Below are 23,501 nucleotides of genomic sequence, written 5' to 3'. Positions count from 1 at the left end.
AAAATGGGGGAATACGAAATGATCTCAGTCATCGACTATGGTGCCGGAAACATCCAGAGCGTGATAAAAGCGTTCCACCATATAGGTTGCGAGGTGCAAGTGACCGCAGACCGGGAAGTTATCAAAGCGTCCGATGCGGCAATTTTGCCCGGCGTGGGCGCTTTTGGCGATTCTATGAATTGCCTGAAGAATGCAGGGTTGGTCCAGCCGGTACTGGACTTTATTGAAAGCGGAAAGCCCTTTTTGGGCATTTGCTTGGGCTTGCAGCTCCTTTTTGAGGGAAGCGAGGAAAGCCCCGGCGTGCGCGGCTTGGGTGTTTTGGAAGGGAAGATCCTCCGCATCCCAGCGGACCGAGGGCTAAAGGTGCCGCATATCGGGTGGAATTCTTTGGAGCTTCGCAGCCAGAGCGGCCTTTTTGCCGGGCTGGAAGAGGATCCGTATGTATACTTTGTGCATTCCTACTATCTCCATGCGGACGATCCGAGCGTTGTCTCGTCGACGACGGAGTACGGCGTGCGGATTGACGCTTCAATTCAGCGGGGAAACCTATTTGCCACGCAGTTCCATCCGGAAAAAAGCGGGCGGACGGGCCTCAAGATGTTGCAGAATTTTGTCGCGCGGATCGACGCGGATTGAGGAGGAATGGCACATGTATGCAAAGAGAATCATCCCCTGCCTGGACGTCAACAACGGAAGAGTGGTGAAGGGCACCAACTTCGTCAACCTGCGGGATGCGGGGGACCCGGTAGAGGCGGCAAAGGCCTACGATGCACAGGGTGCGGACGAGCTGGTGTTCCTGGACATCACAGCCTCCGCACAGGCGCGCAATATCATCCTCGACATGGTCGCACAGGTGGCGGATAGCATCTTCATCCCCTTCACAGTCGGGGGCGGAATCCGCACCGTGGACGACTTCAACGCGCTGCTGCGTGCTGGAGCGGATAAGGTATCCGTCAATTCAGCGGCGATCCGGAACCCTTCCCTGATCCAGGAGGCGGCGGAAAAATTTGGAAGCCAGTGCGTGGTGTGCGCAATCGATGCAAAGCGCCGTCCGGAAGGCGGCTGGACGGTCTATTTAAACGGCGGCCGGGTCGATACGGGTCTGGATGCCGTCGAATGGGCGAAACAGGCAGTCGATCTGGGGGCGGGGGAGATTTTGCTCACCAGCATGGATTGCGACGGCGTCAAAAACGGCTACGATTTGGAACTGACGCGGGCGGTGTCCGATAGTGTCAATGTCCCGGTGATCGCTTCCGGCGGCGCCGGTGCAATGGAGCATTTCTATGACGCTTTCACGGCTGGACATGCAGATGCAGTTTTGGCGGCCTCTCTGTTCCACTTTGGAGAGATCACCATCCCGGATCTGAAAGCGTATCTTGCTGGGCGTGGGATCTCCGTGCGCCGGTGATATTTCCTGGTTTGATGGTTCCTGTGCGAAACGGCCTTTCAACCGCTGTCCCGCACAGGAACTTTTTGTTTTTTATCGGATGGAATTGCGATAATCCGGCAGACAACGGCATAAGAATTAGGGAAGACCGAACAAGTCCATTGGACGGTTTGGATTCCCGGGCGCCAAGGGCAATTGCCGCAGCCTCCGCTCCGGGAGCAGAACGAGGAGGGAGATTACAGATGAAAGGCAAACGAATTGCGGCGGGGCTGCTGGCCGTTCTGCTGATTGGAATGTCCGTGCCGATGCGCGCCGCATCCGCGCTTTCCGAAGAAGAAGTCAAAGCGCCTGCCGCTGTCCTGATGGAAGCACAGACCGGAAAGGTGTTGTATGAAAAGAATCCGCATGAGAAACGCGCCTGCGCCTCGATCACCAAGGTGATGACGCTGCTGCTTGTGATGGAAGCGTTGGACGCGGGCAAGATCGCTCTGACCGATACGGTTACAGCGAGCGCCCATGCCGCGTCGATGGGCGGGTCGGACATCTGGCTTAAAGAAGGGGAGGCCATGTCTGTGGACGACATGCTCAAGGCGACCGTCGTTGCCAGCGCCAATGACGCCGCGGTTGCTTTGGCCGAATATGTGGCGGGCAGCGAGGAGGAGTTCCTACGGCAAATGAACGAAAAAGCGCAGGCCCTCGGCATGGCGGACACCACCTTCAAAAACTGCAACGGATTGGATGAGGAAGGGCATCTGACCTCCGCCTATGACGTCGCGGTGATGTCGCGGGAGCTGATGAAGCATAAAAAAATCTTCGATTATACGAAGATCTGGATCGACTATGTGCGGGACGGCCAAACGCAGCTGGTCAATACGAACAAGCTCATCAAGTCGTATCAGGGGATCACCGGCCTGAAAACCGGTACAACCGGCCAGGCGGGAAGCTGCATCAGTGCAACCGCAGAGCGCGACGGCGTGCAGCTGATTGCGGTGGTGCTGGGCGCTGCGAACACAAAGGACCGGTTTTCCACCGCTTCCACCCTGTTGGACTACGGCTTTGCCAATTGGTCCGTCGCTACGCCACAGGTGCCCCCGGAGGCCCTTGCGCCTATTCCGGTGCTCAACGGAATGTCCGAACAGGTGGAGACAACCGTCACCGCCGACGGCGTGATGCTGATTCCCAAAGGAAAGGATGCAGAGATTCAATACCAGATTTCGGTGGGGGAAAACCTGACCGCTCCCGTTGAGGAAGGGCAGGTGTTGGGAAAGATCACCTGTATCCTGGACGGCGAGGTCCTCAAGGAATACAACATCCTCGCCAAGACTTCGATCCCCGAAATTACCTTTTCTTCTGTGTTCCAGCTTTTGTTCCGGCAGCTTGTGTCCATGTGACTTCGGTAGGGCCGTGCCCTTCTTCTAAGGGTACGGCTTTCTCTACCGCTTGCAGAAAATACACAAAATGCACAAGCGATTCGGGTTCATAAATTATTAAATTATAAAATGTGTGCCCTCCCTTGCAAATATGGACAAACTATTGTAAAATAACAACATACCCAAGAATGCAATATTTAGGAGGATTTCATATGTCTGTCAGAGTTGATACACAACATCTGTCCGGGTTTGTTGGTGAAAATGAATATAAGGCGCTCGCGCCGCAGGTAAAGCTTGCGCACGAAATGCTCCACAATGGCACTGGCCTCGGCAACGATTTTATCGGGTGGGTGGATCTCCCGACCAATTACGATAAAGAGGAATTTGCCCGCATCAAAGAGGCGGCAAAGCGGATTCAGGCGAATTCGCAGGTGTTTATTGTCATCGGCATCGGCGGTTCTTACCTTGGCGCCCGTGCAGCGATTGAGTTTTTGAAGTCGCCCAACTATAACAACATGAAGAAGGACACGCCTGACATCTACTTCACAGGCAACAGCATCAGCTCCACTGCATTGAGCGAGCTGCTGGCGATCTGCGAGGGCAAGGACGTTTCCATCAACATGATCTCCAAGTCCGGCACGACGACGGAGCCCGCAATTGCGTTCCGCGTCCTGCGCGAGTTCCTGGAGAAGAAGTACGGCAAGGAAGAGGCGAGAAAACGCATCTACTGCACCACCGATAAGGCGCGCGGCACCCTCAAACAGCTCGCTACCAAGGAAGGCTATGAGACCTTCGTTGTTCCGGATGATGTTGGCGGACGTTATTCCGTTCTGACAGCCGTTGGCCTGCTGCCGATCGCCGTCAGCGGCGCGGACATTGACGCGCTGATGGCTGGCGCTGCAAAGGCGCAGCAGGAATATAACAATGCCGATATGTTTACCAATCCGTGCTACCTTTACGCTGCACTGCGCAATATGCTCTACCGCAAGGGCAAGGAGATTGAAATCCTCGTCAGCTATGAGCCCTGCTATACGATGATGTGCGAGTGGTGGAAGCAGCTCTATGGCGAGAGCGAGGGCAAGGATAACAAGGGGCTGTTCCCGGCATCGGTGGTGTTCTCCACAGACCTGCATTCCATGGGTCAATACATCCAGCAGGGCCGCCGCTCCCTCTTTGAGACGGTTGTCCTGTTTGACAAGGCAAAGCAAGAGCTGTACATCGGCAACGATCCCGAAAATGTGGACGGCCTGAATTTCCTGGAAGGCAAGAGCATGTCCTATGTCAACGAGAAGGCCTTTGAGGGAACCGTATTGGCGCACACCGACGGCGGCGTGCCGAATATCGTCCTCCATGTTCCGGATTTCTCGGAGGAATCCCTGGGTGCACTGATCTATTTCTTCGAAAAGGCTTGCGCAATTTCCGGCTATCTGCTCGGTGTAAATCCGTTCGATCAGCCCGGCGTAGAAAGCTACAAGAAGAACATGTTTGCCCTGCTTGGGAAACCCGGCTATGAGGAGCAGAAGGAAGCTCTTGAGGCAAGACTCCACAAATAATTCCGGCGATTTTATCCGCAATGCGGAAATACTATCATACAGGGGGAGTTTCAATGGTTACTCTGATCGTAGGTAAAAAAGGTTCCGGCAAAACGAAAAAATTGATTGAGCGCGCAAACGAGGCGGTAAAGACTTCTGACGGAAATGTAGTTGTCATTGAAAAGGGCTTGAAGCTGACATACGACATCTCCCATCAGGCGCGGCTCGTGGACAGCGATAGCTACAGCATCAGCGGCTTGGATGCGTTGGCTGGCTTTATCAGTGGTATCTGCGCTGGCAATTATGATGTGACAGATATCTTCGTGGATTCCACGCTGAAGATCATCGGCCAGGATATGAAAGCATTGGAAGAGCTGATCGAGCGGATGAACAAGCTCTCCAAAGAGGCGAATGTCAACATTGTCCTGCTGGTTTCGGCGGATAAGAGCGAGCTCCCAGAGGGGATCGAAAGCCTCGCAACGCAGATTTAAGCATTCCATGTGGGCGATACCGCCGGCGCTCTTGCGGTGCCGGCGGCATCTTTGCGTATATTTTGTGTATCTTTGAAATTTTTACCGATAAATTGTATTGACAAAGCGAGCAGGAACCTATATAATAAGCTAATGTAGCGCCGAGGTGTGAAAAATGCTTCTGGAACTGGAAGATGTATTTTTACAGGAGGGCGCCAGCCGTTCGTTTCGCAGTTCGATGGATCTGTCGTCTGTCGATGTAAACGGTGTATATCCATTTGTCTCGCCGGTAGAGATCGCGGGCAGTGTGGAGAACCATGCTGGTTTGGTGCAGTTGCATGCACAGGCAGCGTTTCGGTTTTCAATCCCGTGCGACCGGTGTGCAACACAGGTGGAGCGGCGGTATGTCTATCCTTTTTCGCATGTGCTGGTGTTGTCCTTGGAAAAAGAAGAGGACAGCGGCGAATACATTCAGGTAGACGATTACAAGTTGGATTTGGACGAGTTGATCCGCACAGACATTTTGTTGGAGCTTCCGACAAAGTTCCTCTGTAAGGAAGACTGCAAGGGCCTGTGTCCGACGTGTGGGAAGAATCTGAACGAAGGCGCATGCAATTGTCAAACACATCAGATTGACCCCCGTTTGGAGGTCCTTAAACAACTGATAGATAGCTAAGCTTTGTATAAGGAGGTGCTGACCATGGCGGTACCAAAGCGGAAAGTATCCAGCGCAAGACAGAATAAGAGACGTTCCAATGTGTGGAAGCTCGACGCTCCTGCACTGATGAAATGCCCGAAGTGCGGGGAGTACAAGGCGCCTCACAGAGTGTGCGACAACTGCGGTTATTACAACGGCAGAGAAGTCATCAAGAAGGAAGCCTGATTTTTGATTTCTGAAGAGTAGAGAAGGAGCGATCCTTCTCTATTTTTTTGCTCTGAACAGGAGGACGAACATGCCTGTAAAAATTCTAGCGGTGGAGCCGGGGGGAGCTGCCAGCCATGCCGGGGTCCGACCTGGGGAAACCCTGCTCTCCATCAACGGCAATGAAATCTGCGATATTTTGGATTATCGCTTTTACGAGACGGACCGGCATCTCTCGATTGTTCTGCGCGACGACGCGGGCGCAGAACGCACGGTGCAGATTCGGAAAGGGCAATATGAATCCATCGGATTGGAATTTGAAACGTATCTGATGGATCAGCAGCACTCCTGCACCAATCGATGCATCTTTTGTTTTATTGACCAGCTTCCCAAGGGGTTGCGGAAAAGCCTCTATTTTAAGGATGACGATTCACGCCTTTCGTTTTTGTTTGGAAACTATGTGACCCTGACGAACCTGAAAGAGCGCGAGGTGGACCGCATCATCAAGATGCATATCAGCCCGATCAATATCTCCGTGCATACGACCAATCCCGAACTGCGGGTCAAGATGATGGGGAACCGCTTTGCGGGGAAATCGTTGGATATCCTCTACCGTTTTGCGAAGGCTGGCATTAAGCTGAACTGCCAGATTGTGCTGTGCCGGGACATCAACGACGGGGAGGAGCTGGACCGCACGTTGAAGGATCTGACCAGTTTGTGGCCCTCCGTGCAGAGCGTGGCCGTCGTCCCGCTTGGGCTGACCAAGTACCGGCAGGGGCTGTATCCGCTGACCGGATACGATTCGGAGACCGCACGGGCGGTGGTGCGTCAGTTGGAGCGCTGGGGGGACCGCTGTGAACAGAAATATGGTCAGCGCATCTGCTATGCAGCGGACGAGTTTTACTTAAAGGCACAGCTGCCGATTCCTCCCGCGCCCTTTTACGGCGATTTTGACCAGCTGGAAAACGGCGTGGGGCTGATGGCGAGCTTGAAGCAGGAATTTCTGGATGCGTTGGAGGATTTCGTCCCGCCGGCAAGTTCCCGCAAGGTCACGCTGGCCACCGGTGTAGCCGCGCACCCGTTCCTGGATACGCTGCTTGACGAACTGCGGCAAAGATGTCATAATTTAACATGCAATGTGGTCCCCATTGTCAATGACTTTTTCGGGGACACGATCACAGTGGCAGGCCTTGTGACAGGCGGAGACCTCCTCAAGCAGCTCCAAGGCCGGGAACTGGGCGACGCACTTTTGTTGCCCGATGTGATGCTCCGCAGGGAAGGGGATATCTTCCTCGACGACGTTTCTCTGGAAGAATTGTCGGAGGCATTGCAGATACAAATCATCACTGTGCCAAACAACGGCTATGCGCTGTTGGACGCAGTGGTAGGGAGGGAAGAACATGGCTAAGCCAGTTGTGGCGATTGTCGGCAGGCCAAATGTCGGCAAATCAACGTTGTTCAATAAGCTGATCGGACAGCGCCTGTCAATCGTAGACGATACGCCGGGCGTCACGCGCGACCGGATCTATGGAGACTGCGAGTGGGAAGGGCGCAAATTTTCTTTGGTGGATACCGGCGGTATTGAGCCGAGCGCCAGCGATGTGATCCTTTCGCAGATGCGTGCGCAGGCGCAGTTGGCCATCGATGCGGCCGATGTGATTGTATTGGTGACGGACATCCGCTCCGGCCTGGTGGCGACGGACGCCGACATTGCGGCGATGCTGCTCAAGAGCGGCCGTCCGGTCATTCTCTGCGTCAACAAGTGCGACTCGGTGGGCGAGCCGCCGGCGGATTTCTATGAGTTTTACAATCTGGGATTGGGCGACCCTGTCCAGGTTTCCTCCGTTCACGGCCACGGGACCGGTGATCTGCTGGACCGTGTGGTGGAGTATCTCCCCGCAGAGCCGGAAGGGGAAGAGGACGGGGAGCTGATCCGTGTGGCGATCATCGGCAAGCCGAATGTGGGCAAAAGTTCTCTGGTCAACCGGATTTCCGGGGAAAACCGCTGCATTGTCTCCGACATTGCGGGGACGACGCGCGATGCGATCGACACGGAGGTGGAAAATGCCTACGGCCGCTTTATTTTGATTGATACCGCCGGGTTGCGCCGCCGCAACAAAGTGGATGACTCCATTGAAAAGTACAGCGTCATCCGGGCGCAGATGGCGATTGAACGCGCAGATGTGTGCGTCATCATGATCGATGCAACCGTGGGCTTTACGGACCAGGACTCCAAGGTGGCCGGCTTGGCGCATGAAGCGGGGAAAGGCTGCGTGATTGCCGTCAACAAGTGGGATGCGGTCGAAAAAGACGGGAGCACGATGACGGCCTACCGCAAAAAGCTGGAGGAAGATTTCTCCTTTATGTCTTATGCACCATTTTTGTTTTTGTCGGCAAAGACCGGGCAGCGCATCGACCGCCTATTTGAGTTGATTAAACATGTGGCGAATTCGAATGCTATGCGCATCGCCACCGGTATGCTCAACGATGTGCTGGCGCAGGCCACCGCGCGCGTGCAGCCTCCTACAGACAAGGGCAAGCGGCTGAAAATTTATTACATGACGCAGGCTTCCACAAAGCCGCCAACGTTTGTCTGCTTTGTGAATTCGGCGGAACTGTTTCATTTCTCTTATCAGCGGTACTTGGAGAACCGTATCCGTGAGACATTTGGCTTGGAGGGGACTCCGGTGCGTTTTATTATCCGGGAGCGCGGGGATAAGTGATCCGCTGAAACGATTTAGGTAGGGGGAACGATCCATGGGTATTTTCATGAGCGCTGTCTTGCCGGCCGTCCTGACGATGGTCATTTCCTATTTGCTGGGAAGCATCAACTCTTCCATTATTTTTACGAAGTTGTTTAGCCACGAGGATATCCGCGAAATGGGAAGCGGCAATGCTGGAACAACGAATGTCCTCCGCTCCGTGGGAAAACGGGCGGCGGCCTGTACCTTTGCGTTTGACTTTATCAAAGGGGTGCTGGCGGTCTTCATCGGGAGGTTGCTGTTCCAATATTTTGCGGCCGCCTATCCGTTGGCGGGTGTCTCTTCGTGGGAGTTTGTCCAGTACGGCGCGTATTTGGCTGGTATCTTCTGTGTATTGGGGCATGACTTTCCGGTGTTCTTTGGTTTCCGGGGCGGAAAAGGGGTCTTGACCAGTTGGTCCATCATTCTGCTGATCGACTGGCGCAGTTTTGTTGTTGTGATTGTGGTGTTTATTGTGGTTGTCCTGCTGACGCGCATTGTATCGGCAGGGTCGATCAGCGCTGGGATTGCATTCCCAATTTGCACGTTCGTGTTTAACTATCTCGTTGATTACCGCATGTTCCAGATTGGAAGCCCGACGTATTGCGTCCTGACCATGATTGTGGCGCTTTTCCTGGGAGGGCTGCTGGTCGGAAAACATCATGCGAATATCGCGCGCTTGCGTGCGGGCACGGAAAAGAAACTCAGCGTGAAAAAGCATTGAGCGACTATAACGGAAAAAATCGAAAAAGGCTGTTGAACGCATCCGTCTCGATGTGTTCAACAGCCTTTTATCGCTTCTCTTATAAAATTATAACGAAAAAGGAGCCCTTTAGGACTCCTTTCAGCTTCTTTGTTCAGTTTAGACGGCACGGGTAACCTTGCCGGAACGCAAGCAACGGGTGCAGGCGTAAATACGCTTGGGGCTGCCATTTACAATCGCCTTCACGCGACGAATGTTGGGCTTCCAAGTTCTGTTCGCACGTCTGTGAGAATGAGAAACCTTGATACCGAAAGCAATATCCTTGCCACAAACATCACATTTTGCCATGAGTCTGCACCTCCTTTAACGGGCTTATCAAAATTACAACAGTAGTATTCTAGCAGATTCCTCTGGCAATTGCAAGCTTTTTCGCAAGAATATTTTGCAAAGCGGCAAACATTTCCACAAAATCGCGCGCTGGCCTCCCATATCTTGTATTTTGAAGCCAAACGTATTATAATAAAACGACAAAACGTGATGACCTATAAGAGGTGCGGCCGCTCATTTTATGCGATGGAAAAAGCGTTTGCTGCTATGGAAGCAAACAGGGGCTGTGCGGTTCCTTGGGAAAGCATAGTGTCCATCAACGGCCTAATCGGTTGGTTTTTCCGCCGGGTGGATGTATTATATTTAGAAGGAGCGTGTTTTTATGCTGTTTAGTGTCATTCGCTCGTTGTTCAGCGGTGGCTCGGTCGATTTTATGAGTATCCTGATGCAGATCGTGGCGGTGTTGTTCGTCATTTTCTGTATTTTGCCTTTGCACGAGTTTGCCCATGGGTGGGTGGCGTATAAGCTTGGAGACAATACGGCCAAATACCAGGGCCGCTTGACCTTCAATCCCATAGCAAGTGTGGACCCGTTGGGAGCGCTGTTCCTCTTGCTGTTTGGTTTTGGTTGGGCAAAACCGGTGCCGGTCAATCCCAACAATTTTAAGAATCCCAAGAGGGGGATGGCCATCACAGCGCTGGCGGGACCCGTATCCAACCTGCTGGCCTCTCTGATCGGCGCTTTGATTTATATCGGCGTCCTTTTGGCGACAAATTTCAGTGTCCCGGCTTTCGTGCTGGTGTTCTTCCAATATTATATTATCATCAATGTGGGCCTGGCGGTGTTCAACCTGCTGCCCATCCCGCCTCTGGACGGTTCCCGGATCGTGGGCGCATTCCTTTCGAACCGGGCGCTGTACAGTTATTACCGGTACCAGAATATCATCATGATGGTTCTGATGCTGGTGCTTTTTACGGGCCTGTTGGACGGCCCGATCAGCTTTTTGCAGAACATCTGCTACAACGGTGTGATGTGGCTGGCCCAGCTCCCATACCAGCTGTTTGGCCTGTTATAATACGAGGGCCCTATGGAAAAGCTATCCTATAAGTTGGAAACATTTGAAGGGCCCTTGGACCTCTTGCTCTATCTGATCACCAAGAATAAGTTGGACATCTGTGATATACAGATTTCCGAGCTTCTGGATCAATATATGGAGCAGATCAATGCCATGCAAGAGGCTGACATGGATGTCTCCAGTGAATTCCTGGAGATGGCGGCGCGGCTTGTATATATGAAAACGGTCTCCCTCCTTCCAAAGCACGAGGAGATGGAGGCGCTTCGTCAAGAACTCACCGGGCAGTTGCTGGAATACCAGGAGTGTAAAAAGGTTGCGGCGCAGCTCGCGGAACGGTTTTCTTACAATATCTATGTGCGGGAACCGGCCGAAATCGAGCCGGATAAGCGTTACAAGCGGCACCACGATCCGCGGGAACTCTTAAAAGCGTATTTAACTGCGGCGGGGCGTGGAAAGCGCGCTGCACCGCCCTCCCCGCAATCGTTTTCTGGGATCGTCACGCACAGGATTGTGTCGGTCGCTTCCCAGATTGTCTATGTGCTGCGCCGGTTATGGAAAGTGAAAGCGGTGGAGTATGAAAGCCTTTTCATAGAAAAACGGGATAAGTCCGATCTGGTGGCGACCTTCCTCGCCGTACTGGAGCTGGTGAAAGGCAAGCGCGTGCGCATTGAAGGCGAAGGCGGGACGGCGACCGTAAAATTGATGGACGGCGGTGAACGACATTGGAAATCAAAAAGATCCGAGGAGCAATAGAAGCCATCCTCTTTGCCAGCGGGGATGCGGTGTCGACGGATCGCGTGGCGCAGGTGCTTTCCCTGGACCGGACAACCGCCGCCAAATTGATGCAGAGTGTGATGGACGATTTTAATACGGAGGACGGTGGCGTCCGGATCGTCAAATTGGAGGACTCTTACCAGATGTGCAGCAACCCCGCGTATGCGGAGGAGGTGCGCCAGGCGCTCGACCTGCGCAGGAACACGCCGCTTTCCCAGGCCGCCATGGAGGTTTTGGCGATTGTCGCCTACAACCAACCGGTGACTAAGGCGTTTGTGGAACAGATTCGCGGCGTGGACTGTTCCGGCGTGTTGGGAAGCTTGACCGCAAAAGGGTTGATTGAGGAACGGGGAAGATTGGAGTTGCCGGGCAGACCGCTCTTATATGGGACAACCTCCGATTTTTTGCGCTGCCTCAATATCTCTTCTCTAAGCGAACTTCCTCCTTTGCCGCATAAACAGGAGGAAACGGAGGAAGAAGAAGCCGGTGAGGAAGTGGAACAGAGCTAGGGGGCGCTTATGATAGCTGTTTGGATTGTAGCGGGAATTCTGCTCGCATTGTTTCTGCTCTTGCTCTGCCCGGTTACGATCGTTGTAGGCTTCCAAAAAGAATTCACGATCAAAATCCGGTATCTGTTTTTCACCTATCAAGTGGCGCCTCCCAAGGAAAAGCCCAAGAAAGAGGCGAAAGAGTTCCCTGAATCCGGGAAAAAGGAACCGGAGGAGCACAAGAAATCAAAATTTCAGGAGATACTGGAAGAGAAGGGCATTTCCGGCTTATTGAAGCTTTTGCGCCAAGTTGGCGAAGTGGCCACGAGGACGGCGCGCAGGCTATTTTCGCATCTGGTGGTGACGCGTCTGCACCTTGAGATCCTGGTGGCGGATGAGGATGCGGCGCAGGCGGCCGTGAACTACGGGTATGTATGCGGGATTGTCTGTACGGCGTTGAGCGCTTTTTTGCACAATTGTATTTGTAAACGGTACCATGTGCAGATTACGCCGGACTTTGATCAAAAGGAAAGCAGCGCCGTTTTGGACTTTCAGGCGCATATCCGGCTTTTGTTTTTGATCAGCGGTGTGCTCGGGGCGCTTGTGCACCTGGTGCAGCTGCAAAAAGAAGGCGGACAAGCGGTTCAGAGCACATCCTAAAACAAAATTTTGCCCGGATCAACCTTTTACGGTATGTGGATAAAAGAAGCAAACCAAATTGAAAAAGGCGGTGTATCAAAATGAGCGACCATCCAATTGAAGGCATGATGAATACCACTTTGGAAAAAATCAAGCAGATGGTGGACGTCAATTCCATTGTGGGGGACCCGATTACGGCCCCGGACGGAACCATCATCATACCCATTTCGAAAATTTCCTATGGCTTTGCCTCCGGCGGCTCGGATTTCCCCTCCAAGGTGCAGAGCGAAAAAGAATTTTTCGGCGGCGGCACGGGCGCAGGGATCTCCATCAGTCCGATTGCGTTTCTTACGATCTCCAACGGCAATGTCAAGCTTTTGCAGATCGACCCGTATAATAGCTCGGCTGACCGGATTGTCGGCATGGTGCCGGACGTTGTGGATAAGATCAGCGGGATTGTGAGCAAGAAAAGCGAAGAAAAAAAGGCGAAAAAAGCGGAGAAAGCGGCGGAATCCCCAGCCGAATAAAATCGAATACTAAATTGCGCAGCCGCCTGCATATACCTTTATGGGCAGGTGGTTGCTTTGTGTAAAAAATCATTATGTGCAATTCTGGCAGGCGTTGTGAGCTTTTTTCTATCCGTCAGTGCCGCTCCGGCCGCATTTGCGGAAGGGGGGCCTCAAGTCTCCGCGCAGGCGGCGATTGTGATCCATGCGGACAGCGGAAAGGTGCTCTACGAGAAAAACGCGGACGAACAACGGTCCATGGCCAGTACAACCAAGATCATGACCGCTTTGATCGCCTTGGAAACCGCGGCGGCGGATGATCCAGTGGTTACCATTACCGATGAAATGGTACGCGTGGAAGGCTCGTCCATGGGGTTGCAGCCTGGCGATCAGCTGACTCTGAAAAGTTTGGCGGCGGGGATGCTCATTGTCTCTGGCAATGATGCAGCCAATTCTGCGGCCATCGCGATTTCTGGATCAACGGAAGCTTTTGCAGAGAAAATGAACCAGCGTGCCCAGGAGCTGGGCATGGAACATACGCATTTTGTCACCCCTTCTGGCCTGGACGACGACGCGCATTATTCTACGGCGCGCGACATGGCGACTTTGGCTGCGGCGGCTATGAAAAATCCGGATTTTGCCGCCATTGTGGGCCAGAAAGCGATGAATATTTCTTTCATAACCCCGGATCAAACCCGCAGGTATACCAATCACAATAAGCTTTTGAACTTGTATGAGGGATGTACTGGTGTGAAAACCGGCTTTACAAAAAAGTCGGGGCGCTGCCTCGTTTCAGCGGCGGAGCGCGACGGTATCCGTTTGATTGCGGTGACGCTGAACGCCCCGGATGATTGGAACGACCATATGGCGCTTTTGAATGATGGGTTTTCCAAATTGGAGTGCTACCCAGTGGACGACAGCGGGTATATGGCAAGCCTTCCGGTCACCGGCGGGTTGGCCCGTTCGGTTCAGGTGCGGGGGAGCGCAGGCGAGGTGGCTGTGATCCCACGGGGTGCCGCCGAACGGGTCAGGCGCATTGTGGAATTGCCGCGTTTTGTATATGCGCCTGTGATGGAACAACAGGCGGTGGGCCGGGTGCGCTATATCCTGGACGGGGAGGAGATCGCGGAAACTGTTTTGACCGCACAGGGATGCGCGGAACAGACTCCCAGGGAAAAGAGCTTATGGGAACGGCTGGTGGAGGCCGTGCGGACCTTTTTTCAGATTGAATGAAATTGGTAAAGGATGTTGAATGGATGGCTAAAGAGGTACGATTACAGAAAATGCTCGCCGACTGCGGCATTGCCTCCCGGCGCAAGGCGGAGGAGATGATCGCGGCCGGCGAAGTGCGCGTCAATGGGTCTGTGGCCAAGATTGGGGATAAGGTGGACCCCAAAAAGGACAAGGTCACGGTGAAGGGGAAGCCGGTGGAATCCCATGTGCAGGAGGTCTATATTATGCTGCACAAACCGCGCGGCTTTATTACGACGATGAGCGACGAGATGGACCGCAAATGTGTGGCAGAGCTTGTCCAGGAAATTCCAGAGCGGGTTTACCCCGTGGGGCGGCTCGATCGAGACTCCGAGGGACTTCTGCTGATGACAAATGACGGCGCGTTTGCCAACGCGATGATGCATCCTTCCAAGCATGTGCCGAAGACATACCGCGTAACCGTGCGGCCTTCGATTACAGAAGACCAGCTCACGCAGATGGCGGTGGGCATAGAGATCGAGGGCAGAAAGACGGCCCCAGCCGATGTGCGGGTGCTTTCCCAGGAACCTGGGCGCGTGGTGCTGGAAATGGTGCTCTATGAAGGGCGCAACCGCGAAATCCGGAAAATGTGCGAGGCATTGGGACTTGAAGTCGCACGTCTCAAACGGATTGCCATTGGCCCCGTGCGCCTTGGGATGCTTCAGCCGGGAAAATGGCGGGAGCTCACAGCCGATGAAGTCAAGCGCCTGATGGCGGGCGCGAAAGCGGACAAACGGGCGCAACAAAACCAAATGAATCGGAAAGGGGAAACAAAACATGATTACCATACTTCCGCTGCAAGATCCCAAGCGGGTCCAAGATCTGCTGGCAGACCTGCCGGACAAAGGAGACCACGCCGCCGTTTTGATGATGGGCGATCCGGCCGATGAACTCGGCTATGTGGCTGTGGATGTAAAGGACTCTGTTCTGCGGATGCGGAAGATGGAGGTATTCGGTTCCAATCTGGAGCAGCCGGACTTAAACGCCCGGATCTGTTCGGACAGTTTGATGCGTGCGGCCGCGTCCTATGGCGCAAACAAGGGAGCCTACCGCATCGAAACCGAAGTTCCAGGCTTAGGAACGCTGTTAAAAGCATCCGGATTCCTCGCAGAAGGGAGAAAGTTTGTTTGTGATTTGTCAAAAATTGTAAAAATCTGTAAAGATTGAGGACGAATTGCCCAAGAAACTCTTGTCAAGACTTTTGGAATATATTATAATAAAAACAATTGTAATAATCTATTTATTTTATTGCGGAATGTTTTTATGGAATTTTTATCTGCTCTGCTCCGTTGTTCTGGTGGACAAGCAGGGTGGCACCAATCGATAGAATGGAGGAGTTATCATCATGAGCACAGGAAGCAGTGCAGAACAGCTGCGGGCTTTTCGTGAGGCCGCGGCAAAAACAAAGGGGTTCCAATGTATCACCGCTTTGTTTGACGAAGGAACCTTTAATGAGGTTGACAGCTTTGCAAAATCGGGCGACGGCTCTGCAGAAGTAGTTGCCGGCTACGGCGAAGTGGATGGTTGCCCGGCGTACGCCTTTGTCCAGAACAGCGATGTGGATGGCGGCGCAATGTCGAAGGCGCAGGCAGCGAAGATCAAAAAGATTTATGATTTGGCGGTCAAGACCGGCTCGCCGGTGGTGGGGATCTACGATTCCATCGGAGGCCGCTTAAACCAAGGGGCGGATATGCTGGCCGCCTATGGGGAGATCTTATTGGGAAACAACAACCTTTCCGGTGTTGTTCCGCAGATTTCCCTTGTGCTTGGCCCCTGCCTGGGCACTTCTGCAATGATCGCGGCGAGTGCCGATATTGTTGTCATGACGAAAAAGGCGCAGCTGACGATTGATACCACGGGCAAAGACGGTACGGCGGAAGATGCCGCAAAGCTGGGCATCTGCCATGTGGTGGCGAAAGACGATCAGGAGGCAATGATGCAGGTACGCAAGTTACTTGCCGTTTTGCCTTCCAATAATTTGGCCGGCGCGCCGGTGTTTGAATCTTCCGATCCTTCGGATACGGCTATCACAGCCGGAGCGGATACAAAGAAGATCGTAGAGGCGATTTCCGACAAAGGAAGCTTTATGGAGTTAAACGGTGCGTTTGGCACATCTGCGGTCACAGGTCTGACGCAGATTGGTGGCTCTACAGTGGGCGTTACTGCATTGAACGGGGTGCTGGACGTAGATTCCTGCTCCAAAGCGGCGCGGTTTGTTCGTTTCTGCGATGCGTTTTCCATCCCGGTGGTCACGCTGGTGGATGCGAAAGAGTTCACTTCGGTGCGTGAAGCGTCGAAGTTAAGCAACGCCTATTCGGAGGCGACCACGGCAAAGATTACCGTGATCACGGGCGAAGCATATGGCCCGGTGTATGTTGCAATTGCTGGACGCGGTGCGAATGCCGACTACACGATGGCCTGGGCTAATGCGGTTGTTTGCCCGTTGGCGCCGCAGACAGCGGCGATGTTCCTGTGGAGCGACCGGCTGAAGAAATCCGGGAATACCAAAGAGGCCCGCAACAAGCTGATTGAGGAATACAAAGCAACCGAGGCAACGCCGTTTGCAGCGGCTGCCGAAGGCTTTATTGAAGATATCATTGACCCGGCCGAAACGCGCGTGAAAGTGATTGCCAACCTTGAAATGTTGGAAGGAAAGCGCGTTTCCAGATTGCCGAAGAAGCATTCGAATATTCAGATCTAAGCATTAAAATTTTGTCATTACTGTCAGGAGGATCACAATATGAAAACGCTCAGAATTACGGTAAACGGCACGCCTTATGATGTGCAGGTGGAAGAGGTCAGCGGCGGTGCTGCTCCTGCGGTCCCGGCTGCCGCTCCGGCACCCAAGGCGGCTCCCGCTCCGAAAGCGCCTGCGCCGGCTGCCGGCGCAGAGGTCATTTCTTCTCCCATGCCGGGCACGATTATGTCCATTGATGTAAAGGTTGGCCAGGCGGTCAAGAAGGGCGACATCCTGGTGATTTTGGAAGCGATGAAGATGGAAAATGAGATTATGGCACCCCATGACGCGACCGTTGCGGCTGTCCATGTCAACAAGGGCGACAGCGTTGAGTCCGGAACGGCGCTTGTTTCCCTCCAGTAAGAGCTTTTCATTGAATAACATTTAGGAGGGACATATCAAAACTATGGCTAATAAAAAAATTGGAATTACCGAAGTGGTACTTCGTGACGCGCACCAGTCCCTGATTGCCACCAGAATGCCGATCGGCGATATGTTGCCGATTTTGGAAAAGCTGGATCAGGTCGGCTATCATTCGTTGGAATGCTGGGGCGGCGCGACTTATGACGCCTGCTTGCGCTTTTTGAATGAAGATCCATGGGAGCGTTTGCGCACCATCCGCAAGCATTGCCCGCATACCAAGTTGCAAATGCTGTTCCGCGGCCAGAATATGCTGGGATACCGCCACTATGCGGACGATGTTGTAGAATATCTGGTGCAGCGTTCCATTGCAAACGGCATCGACATCATCCGTATTTTTGACGCGCTGAACGATATTAAGAATTTACAGACCGCCATCCGCGCGGCGAAAAAGGAAGGCGGCCATGCGCAGGTTGCCATTTCCTATACCACCGGTCCGGTCTTTACCACGGACTATTATGTGAAATACGCGAAGCGCATTGAAAATGCGGGTGCGGATTCCATCTGCATCAAGGATATGGCCGCTTTGCTCACTCCCTATGAGACCTATGACTTGGTCAAGGCGTTGAAGGATGCGGTAAAGATTCCGATCCAATTGCATACGCATTATACATCCGGCTTGGCTTGCATGTGCATGCTGAAGGGCATTGAGGCCGGTGTGGATATGATCGACACGGCGATGTCGCCATTGGCGCTGGGCACTTCCCATGCGCCCACCGAGTCCATGGTGGCAGCCCTCCAGGGTACCAAATACGATACCGGGCTTGACCTTAAATTGTTGAATGAAATTCGCGAGTATTTCATGCCGTTGCGTGCGAAGTATATTGAAAGCGGCCTGCTGGACCCGTCCATGCTGGCGACCAACACCAAAGCGTTGGTGTATCAGGTACCAGGCGGCATGCTGTCCAACCTGTTGTCCCAGCTGAAGCAGGCGGGCAAGGCGGATAAGCTCGAAGACGTGCTCAAAGAGGTGCCGCGCGTGCGCAAGGACGCCGGTTATCCGCCGCTGGTTACGCCGACCTCGCAGATTGTCGGTACACAGGCAGTGTATAACGTCATCACCGGCGAACGCTATAAGATGTGCACAAAGGAATTCAAGGATCTTGTCGCTGGGAAATACGGTACTACGCCGGTGACCATCGATCCGGAGTTCCGCAAGAAGATCATTGGCGACGAGAAGCCGATCACCTGCCGCCCGGCTGACTTGCTGGAGCCGGAGCTGGAGAAGCTTCGTTCAGAGATTGCCGAGTGGTCTGAGCAGGAGGAAGACGTGCTCTCCTATGCACAGTTCCCGAAGGTGGCATTGGATTTCTTTAAAAAGCGTAGGGATGCGGAATATGGCATCAACAGCGCGCTGTCCAATGCGGAAAAGCAGGTACATCCTGTATAATTGCATAAAGATTGAAGGTGTCTCAGGGCAACAGATGGTTCTGCTTGCTTTGGGACATCTTCTATCATATAGGGAATGGAGTGAGGGATTGATGCTGCACATGCTTGCATAGGATAGAAAAGCCGCAAAATTGTTCCGGGATAGTTTTATACATGGTTGCTTTGCAGATCGAGAGAAGGGAAAGTGTGATATTCATGAAAAATGAATGGGAGAAATGTATGGCGGGGGAATGGTATGATTGCCACGCGCCCATCTTTTTGGGCTTCAAGAGCAAGGCACGGAGGCTTTTAGCCGCCTACAATGCCCTGCCATACGATCAGAAGGAACAGAAACGGAAAATTTTAGAGGAGATGTTGGGCGGAATCGGGTCCAATGTATCCATTGGAAGCTCTTTCACATGCGATTATGGATGCAATATCTACCTTGGCAACAATGTCTCGATCAATATGAACTGTACCTTTGTGGATTGCAATCGGATTGAAATTGGTAACAATGTGCTGATTGCATCAAATGTGCAGATTTATACAGCGACACATCCGGTGGAGCTGAAGGAGCGCCTGACGCCCGATTGGGACCCGGAGAGCGGCGAATATTTTTGCAGGACATACGCGCTTCCAGTGACGATCGGGGACGGTTGCTGGATTGGCGGAGGTGCCATCCTCTTGCCTGGCGTAAGAATTGGAAGAGGGAGCGTGATCGGAGCGGGAAGCGTCGTAACAAAGGATATTCCGGAAAACTGCGTCGCGGTCGGCAATCCCTGCCGCGTGATCCGCAGGATCAATGACGTAGGACGCACGGAGTAAAGGGTTTAAGGAAAAGCCCTTTGGCAATTCCATATTATTTTATAAGAGATGTCTTCCAGGAATGCTTGGCCAGGGAAGACAAAATAAGAGCCTGTACCGCTGTTGTAGTCGGTACAGGCTTTCTGTTGAATCGAATGCGTCTATATGATTTATTGCTGTGTAATTCCGCTGAAAACAATGCCACGGGATGCATCCAGCGTAACCGTCGTGCCGCTTTTCAGAATCTGTGTGGCATGTTCCGCGCCGGCAATGACCGGCTTATCCAGCGCAAGCCCGACGATCGCTGCATGCGAGTTGGCGCCGCCCTGCTCGGTGATAATACCGGTTGCAGACTTCATCAAGTTGAGCACCCGGTTGGTCGTTTGCGGGATGACCAGAATATCGCCGGTTTTAAACTTGGCGAGCGCTTCCTCTTCATTATTGCAGACGCAAAGATTGCCGCAAGCAATGTTTTTCGTCACACCCATGCCAGAGAGAAGAACGTCGCCAACCAGCTGAACCTTCAAAAGGTTGGTGGTGCCGGAGACTCCGAGCGGTACGCCGGCAGTGATAACGGTCAAGTCGCCGTTTTTCACGAGGCCCCTGTTGCGTGCAACGTCTACGACGTGGTTGAACAGCTCATCCGTGTTGTCTTTTTCGTCCACCATGATCGGGATGACGCCCCAGGAGAGGTTCATCTGACGGAGGACCGTGGGGTCTGTTGTGCCGCTGATAATGGGACAGCACGGACGGTATTTCGAAATCATGCGCGCAGTCTTACCGGATTTGGATACAGTCATGATCGCTACAGCGCCGAGATCGTGCGCGGTTGTAACGGTGGCATGGGAAATTGCAGAGGTCACGTTCGGCTGTTCGTCGATATCGCGCTTTTTGAAACGCCCTTTGTAGTCGATATCCTCTTCCGTACGTTCCGCAATGGTAGACATGGTTTTGAGCGCCTGGATCGGGTACTTGCCCGCGGCCGTTTCACCGGAAAGCATAATCGCGCTGGTGCCATCATAGATTGCATTGGCAACGTCGGTTGCCTCGGCGCGGGTAGGACGCGGGTTCTTCATCATGGAGTCGAGCATCTGCGTGGCGGTGATCACCTGAAGGCCAGCATTATAGCCCTTTTTAATCAGTTTCTTTTGGATGACTGGAATTTCCTGCAGAGGGATCTCAACGCCGAGGTCGCCACGGGCGACCATAATGCCATCGGAAACCCGGAGGATCTCATCGATGTTATCGACGCCGTCCGCATTTTCGATTTTTGCGATGATGCGGATGTTATGGCAATCGTGCTTTTCCAATTCTGCGCGCAGGTCGAGGATATCCTGGGCCGTGCGGGTGAACGAAGCCGCAATAAAGTCGAAGCCCTGTTCCACGCCAAAGGCGAGGTCCTCTTTATCTTTTTCGCTGATGAAAGGAAGCGAGAGATGCGCGCCAGGGACGTTGATGCCCTTATGGGAGGAGACGTCGCCTCCGTTCACAACGGTGCAGATGATGTCGGTATCCGTACAGGAGTCCACGCGCAATTCAATCAGGCCATCATCGATCAGAATCTTCGAGCCGGTTGCCACTTCCTGGGGCAGGCGCGGGAAGGTGATGCTGACGATTTTGTCGTCGCCTTCCACATCACGGGTTGTCAGTGTAAAGGTTTGCCCTTCTTTCAGTGTGACCTTTTTCTGGGAGAAGTTCCCCGTGCGAATTTCCGGACCCTTGGTGTCCAAAAGGAGCGCAACCGGAAGATTTAGCTCTTCACGAAGTTTTTTAACCATGTCGATCCGGACTTTTTGCTCTGCATTGGTTTGATGAGAAAAGTTCAGGCGGGCGACGTCCATCCCTGCAAGCATCAATTCCCGCAGAACCGATTCATTGTCCGTCGCAGGTCCAAGCGTACAGATAATTTTTGTCTTTCTCATAAATAACGCCATCCTTGAAATTTAAAATTATTTCAATATATAGTATACTAGATGTTGCGTCAAGAAAGCAATCCCAAATTATTATTTCCATTTCCTGTACAAGGAAATGCCTATTTATTGAAAAAAATTAGGTTTCGCGATACAATAAGTACAAAAATGGATTTTTTCTTGTGGAAAGGGGATGATGGGATGCGCAAGAACAAAGGGGAAAAGGTGGTCAAATCGCGCGCCGGTTGGAAAAAGGCGGACCAAGTGCGTAAAATAAAAATTGTGATGACCTTTGTTGTGGTTGCGCTGTGCATTTCCATAGCGGCTGGAGCTGTTTTGGCCTGGATAGAGATTGAGCAGCCGTTTGCGGAAGAACCGAGCAGTGCGCCTGTGTCTTCCCAGCCGCCGGTTTCGTCGGAAGCGGAATTACCCGTATATGACAATACGTTTAACCTGGTGGTGGTGAATCTGGACACGCCGCTTCCGGATGACTTTACGGTCCAATTGGAGGAATACGAGGGATTCTCCTTCGAGGAGCGCATTGTGGAAGCCCTTTCAAAAATGGTGGAGGATGCGCGGGCAGATGGAATCGCCTTGGAGATCGCAGGGGGCTATATTTCCAAAGAGGAGCAGGATGCCCAGTACCAGGCGGCCGTGCAGCAGCTGATGGAGCAGGAGGGATACAGCCGTGTGCGCGCAGAAGACCAGGCGGAGAAGACGGTCGGCCGCGGCGGTTACAACGAACGGCAGACGGGGATGCTGGTGGACTTTTCTTCATCCGGAGAGGATGTGCCTTTTGAGCAGTCCCAGGCGTACCAATGGCTGATGCGAAATTGTGTGAACTATGGATTCGTGCTCCGTTACCCAGAGAACAAGACCAGCGCCACCGGGACCGCCTATACGCCTTCTTGCTTCCGGTATGTTGGAACGGAGAATGCGGTCAAGATGCGGGAATACTCCATGTGTTTGGAGGAATACGCACAGTACATCCGCCAACAGTCGGCAAATTGAATTGCAGAAAAATTGTGGGATTACCACTTGCATTTTTAGTCGTTCTATGTTAAAATTCAAACGTTAGGTTGCAGTTTGGGTGAAAGAGGTGACAGAAATGAAGGAAGCGATCCATCCGAAGTACAAAGAAACGACGATTACCTGCGCTTGCGGCAACGTGATTGAGACGAGATCCACGAAGGAAAACATCCGCGTTGAAATATGCTCCAAATGCCATCCGTTCTTTACTGGTAAGCAGAAGCTGGTCGATACGAGCGGTCGTGTTGATATGTTCAAAAAGCGTTATGGCATGCAGGACAAAAAATAATTCGGGTTTCTTTTTGATGAACTGGGCGGCGCAAAGTGATTTTGCGTCGCCTTCTGCTTTTTCTGAATCCATCGGAGGCGCGTTATGACAGAGTATAAAACCGTTCTGAAGCGGGCGGAGGATGCGTTTGTGGAACGCCGCTCGCGTTTTATCGGCCATGCGGCCCCTGTAAAGACCGAAGAAGAGGCCGTTGCCTTCATCAATGAGATGAAGGCGAAATATTGGGATGCGACCCACAATGTCTATGCATATTGCTTGCGTGACGGGCAGATCAAGCGCTATTCCGACGACAGCGAACCCCAGGGGACAGCGGGGATTCCCACCCTGGATGTCCTGCAAAAGTCCGGCGTCACGGACACCGTCGTGGTGGTTACGCGGTATTTTGGCGGCGTGTTGCTGGGCGCGGGCGGCTTGGTGCGCGCCTATTCGCATGGGGCTTCCATTGCGCTGGAAGCTGCGGGGATTGTCACCATGCGTGAATGCATTATGGCATCGCTTTCCTGCGACTATAACCAATATGGACGGCTGCAGGCGTTGATCCCGGAATGCGGCGGGACGGTAGATGATACTGTGTTTGGCGAACGTGTAACGATGTATTTCCATCTGACCGACGTCGATTTGGGGCGTATGCGGCCAAAGTTGGCGGACGCGACCTGCGGCTCCGTTGAGGTGCAGGAGGAGGGCAAAAAATTTTTTCAGGTTTTATAAAAATTATGCAGGAAATTTGCTCTTTGCCGCGTATAAAATAAATAGCGACAGGTTCTTTGGAGAGATCTGCCCGCTTATGGAAAAAGGAATAGAATCTTGCGGGGGACATTT

27 protein-coding genes are annotated in these 23,501 nt (G+C 53.0%); 25 read left to right on the top strand and 2 right to left on the bottom strand.

From position 1 onward, the window contains the following. The first annotated feature begins 18 nt into the window (after positions 1 to 18). The 10 genes from hisH (at position 19) to plsY (ending at position 9,086) form a co-directional block, all read left to right on the top strand. Positions 19 to 636 (top strand): imidazole glycerol phosphate synthase subunit HisH, encoded by a 618-nt coding sequence (gene hisH / locus I2G69_RS10270; protein WP_087229585.1) that lies wholly within the window; start codon positions 19 to 21, stop codon positions 634 to 636. 13 nt (positions 637 to 649) lie between these two features. Then, on the top strand, positions 650 to 1,408 hold the full coding sequence (gene hisF, locus I2G69_RS10265) for an imidazole glycerol phosphate synthase subunit HisF (protein WP_087229215.1): 759 nt from the start codon (positions 650 to 652) through the stop codon (positions 1,406 to 1,408). Between the two features lie 221 nt (positions 1,409 to 1,629). After that, entirely contained in the window at positions 1,630 to 2,778 is a 1,149-nt protein-coding gene (locus I2G69_RS10260; protein WP_087229212.1) for a D-alanyl-D-alanine carboxypeptidase family protein, read from the top strand. 191 nt (positions 2,779 to 2,969) lie between these two features. Next, positions 2,970 to 4,310: a glucose-6-phosphate isomerase gene (locus I2G69_RS10255; RefSeq protein ID WP_087229209.1), complete on the top strand. Its 1,341-nt coding sequence runs from the start codon at positions 2,970 to 2,972 to the stop codon at positions 4,308 to 4,310. Positions 4,311 to 4,363: 53 nt separating this feature from the next. Next, a complete protein-coding gene (locus tag I2G69_RS10250; protein ID WP_087229206.1) occupies positions 4,364 to 4,780 on the top strand; it encodes a hypothetical protein in 417 nt (138 codons plus the stop codon). Between the two features lie 154 nt (positions 4,781 to 4,934). Beyond that, the gene (locus I2G69_RS10245) at positions 4,935 to 5,435 is read left to right on the top strand and encodes a YceD family protein (RefSeq protein ID WP_087229203.1); all 501 of its coding nucleotides are present in this window, start codon (positions 4,935 to 4,937) and stop codon (positions 5,433 to 5,435) included. A 24-nt stretch (positions 5,436 to 5,459) separates the two neighbouring features. After that, positions 5,460 to 5,642 (top strand): 50S ribosomal protein L32, encoded by a 183-nt coding sequence (gene rpmF / locus I2G69_RS10240; RefSeq protein ID WP_087229200.1) that lies wholly within the window; start codon positions 5,460 to 5,462, stop codon positions 5,640 to 5,642. 70 nt (positions 5,643 to 5,712) lie between these two features. After that, positions 5,713 to 7,029, top strand: a complete 1,317-nt coding sequence (locus I2G69_RS10235; protein WP_195560738.1) for a DUF512 domain-containing protein — start codon at positions 5,713 to 5,715, stop codon at positions 7,027 to 7,029. Further along, a complete protein-coding gene (gene der, locus I2G69_RS10230; protein ID WP_191362483.1) occupies positions 7,022 to 8,344 on the top strand; it encodes a ribosome biogenesis GTPase Der in 1,323 nt (440 codons plus the stop codon). The genes I2G69_RS10235 and der overlap by 8 nt, the downstream gene beginning before the upstream one ends. A 34-nt stretch (positions 8,345 to 8,378) precedes the next feature. Next, positions 8,379 to 9,086: a glycerol-3-phosphate 1-O-acyltransferase PlsY gene (gene plsY / locus I2G69_RS10225; protein ID WP_191362482.1), complete on the top strand. Its 708-nt coding sequence runs from the start codon at positions 8,379 to 8,381 to the stop codon at positions 9,084 to 9,086. 138 nt (positions 9,087 to 9,224) lie between these two features. On the opposite strand, the gene rpmB is transcribed toward plsY, so the two are convergent. Continuing rightward, positions 9,225 to 9,413 (bottom strand): 50S ribosomal protein L28, encoded by a 189-nt coding sequence (gene rpmB, locus I2G69_RS10220; RefSeq protein ID WP_054323139.1) that lies wholly within the window; start codon positions 9,411 to 9,413, stop codon positions 9,225 to 9,227. A 361-nt stretch (positions 9,414 to 9,774) separates the two neighbouring features. Between rpmB and I2G69_RS10215 the strand changes: the two genes are divergently transcribed. From I2G69_RS10215 to I2G69_RS10160, 12 genes are all read left to right on the top strand, one after another. Further along, positions 9,775 to 10,467 (top strand): site-2 protease family protein, encoded by a 693-nt coding sequence (locus tag I2G69_RS10215; protein ID WP_191395743.1) that lies wholly within the window; start codon positions 9,775 to 9,777, stop codon positions 10,465 to 10,467. A gap of 12 nt (positions 10,468 to 10,479) precedes the next feature. Then, positions 10,480 to 11,220, top strand: coding sequence for a segregation and condensation protein A (locus tag I2G69_RS10210; RefSeq protein WP_087229182.1), 741 nt, complete (start codon positions 10,480 to 10,482; stop codon positions 11,218 to 11,220). Further along, the gene (gene scpB / locus I2G69_RS10205; protein WP_087229179.1) at positions 11,190 to 11,750 is read left to right on the top strand and encodes an SMC-Scp complex subunit ScpB; all 561 of its coding nucleotides are present in this window, start codon (positions 11,190 to 11,192) and stop codon (positions 11,748 to 11,750) included. Before I2G69_RS10210 ends, scpB begins: the two co-directional genes overlap by 31 nt. Before the next feature lie 9 nt (positions 11,751 to 11,759). Next, positions 11,760 to 12,389: a DUF2953 domain-containing protein gene (locus I2G69_RS10200; protein WP_195560737.1), complete on the top strand. Its 630-nt coding sequence runs from the start codon at positions 11,760 to 11,762 to the stop codon at positions 12,387 to 12,389. A gap of 80 nt (positions 12,390 to 12,469) precedes the next feature. Further along, on the top strand, positions 12,470 to 12,895 hold the full coding sequence (gene ytfJ, locus I2G69_RS10195) for a GerW family sporulation protein (RefSeq protein ID WP_195560736.1): 426 nt from the start codon (positions 12,470 to 12,472) through the stop codon (positions 12,893 to 12,895). A 48-nt stretch (positions 12,896 to 12,943) separates the two neighbouring features. Next, positions 12,944 to 14,107 (top strand): D-alanyl-D-alanine carboxypeptidase family protein, encoded by a 1,164-nt coding sequence (locus I2G69_RS10190; protein WP_195560735.1) that lies wholly within the window; start codon positions 12,944 to 12,946, stop codon positions 14,105 to 14,107. A 23-nt stretch (positions 14,108 to 14,130) separates the two neighbouring features. Further along, on the top strand, positions 14,131 to 15,015 hold the full coding sequence (locus I2G69_RS10185; protein WP_195560734.1) for a pseudouridine synthase: 885 nt from the start codon (positions 14,131 to 14,133) through the stop codon (positions 15,013 to 15,015). Then, the gene (locus I2G69_RS10180) at positions 14,990 to 15,292 is read left to right on the top strand and encodes a hypothetical protein (RefSeq protein ID WP_172749490.1); all 303 of its coding nucleotides are present in this window, start codon (positions 14,990 to 14,992) and stop codon (positions 15,290 to 15,292) included. Before I2G69_RS10185 ends, I2G69_RS10180 begins: the two co-directional genes overlap by 26 nt. Positions 15,293 to 15,470: 178 nt before the next feature. Then, positions 15,471 to 16,826 carry an acyl-CoA carboxylase subunit beta gene (locus I2G69_RS10175; RefSeq protein ID WP_195560733.1) on the top strand — a complete coding sequence of 452 codons (1,356 nt, stop codon included), beginning with the start codon at positions 15,471 to 15,473 and terminating at the stop codon, positions 16,824 to 16,826. Between the two features lie 39 nt (positions 16,827 to 16,865). Then, positions 16,866 to 17,225 carry a biotin/lipoyl-containing protein gene (locus I2G69_RS10170; RefSeq protein ID WP_087229161.1) on the top strand — a complete coding sequence of 120 codons (360 nt, stop codon included), beginning with the start codon at positions 16,866 to 16,868 and terminating at the stop codon, positions 17,223 to 17,225. A 43-nt stretch (positions 17,226 to 17,268) separates the two neighbouring features. Then, on the top strand, positions 17,269 to 18,672 hold the full coding sequence (locus tag I2G69_RS10165) for an oxaloacetate decarboxylase subunit alpha (RefSeq protein ID WP_191521144.1): 1,404 nt from the start codon (positions 17,269 to 17,271) through the stop codon (positions 18,670 to 18,672). Between the two features lie 194 nt (positions 18,673 to 18,866). Then, positions 18,867 to 19,475, top strand: coding sequence for a sugar O-acetyltransferase (locus tag I2G69_RS10160; RefSeq protein ID WP_191362476.1), 609 nt, complete (start codon positions 18,867 to 18,869; stop codon positions 19,473 to 19,475). 149 nt (positions 19,476 to 19,624) lie between these two features. Here I2G69_RS10160 and pyk read toward each other — a convergent pair whose 3' ends face one another. Next, positions 19,625 to 21,376 carry a pyruvate kinase gene (gene pyk / locus I2G69_RS10155; protein WP_087229153.1) on the bottom strand — a complete coding sequence of 584 codons (1,752 nt, stop codon included), beginning with the start codon at positions 21,374 to 21,376 and terminating at the stop codon, positions 19,625 to 19,627. 189 nt (positions 21,377 to 21,565) lie between these two features. Between pyk and I2G69_RS10150 the strand changes: the two genes are divergently transcribed. The 3 genes from I2G69_RS10150 to I2G69_RS10140 all read left to right on the top strand — a co-directional run bounded on the left by I2G69_RS10150 (position 21,566) and on the right by I2G69_RS10140 (position 23,390). Continuing rightward, positions 21,566 to 22,375: a M15 family metallopeptidase gene (locus I2G69_RS10150; protein WP_195451222.1), complete on the top strand. Its 810-nt coding sequence runs from the start codon at positions 21,566 to 21,568 to the stop codon at positions 22,373 to 22,375. A 97-nt stretch (positions 22,376 to 22,472) separates the two neighbouring features. Next, positions 22,473 to 22,682, top strand: coding sequence for a 50S ribosomal protein L31 (gene rpmE, locus I2G69_RS10145; protein ID WP_054323125.1), 210 nt, complete (start codon positions 22,473 to 22,475; stop codon positions 22,680 to 22,682). Positions 22,683 to 22,766: 84 nt separating this feature from the next. Next, positions 22,767 to 23,390, top strand: a complete 624-nt coding sequence (locus I2G69_RS10140) for a YigZ family protein (protein WP_191521142.1) — start codon at positions 22,767 to 22,769, stop codon at positions 23,388 to 23,390. The last annotated feature ends 111 nt before the right edge of the window (positions 23,391 to 23,501 follow it).

Origin of the sequence: Anaeromassilibacillus sp. D41t1_190614_C2 (genome assembly GCF_015558525.1) — a bacterium.
GTDB classification, from domain to species: Bacteria; Bacillota; Clostridia; order Oscillospirales; family Acutalibacteraceae; genus Anaeromassilibacillus; species Anaeromassilibacillus stercoravium.
This window is presented reverse-complemented; position numbering and strand designations above follow the sequence as displayed.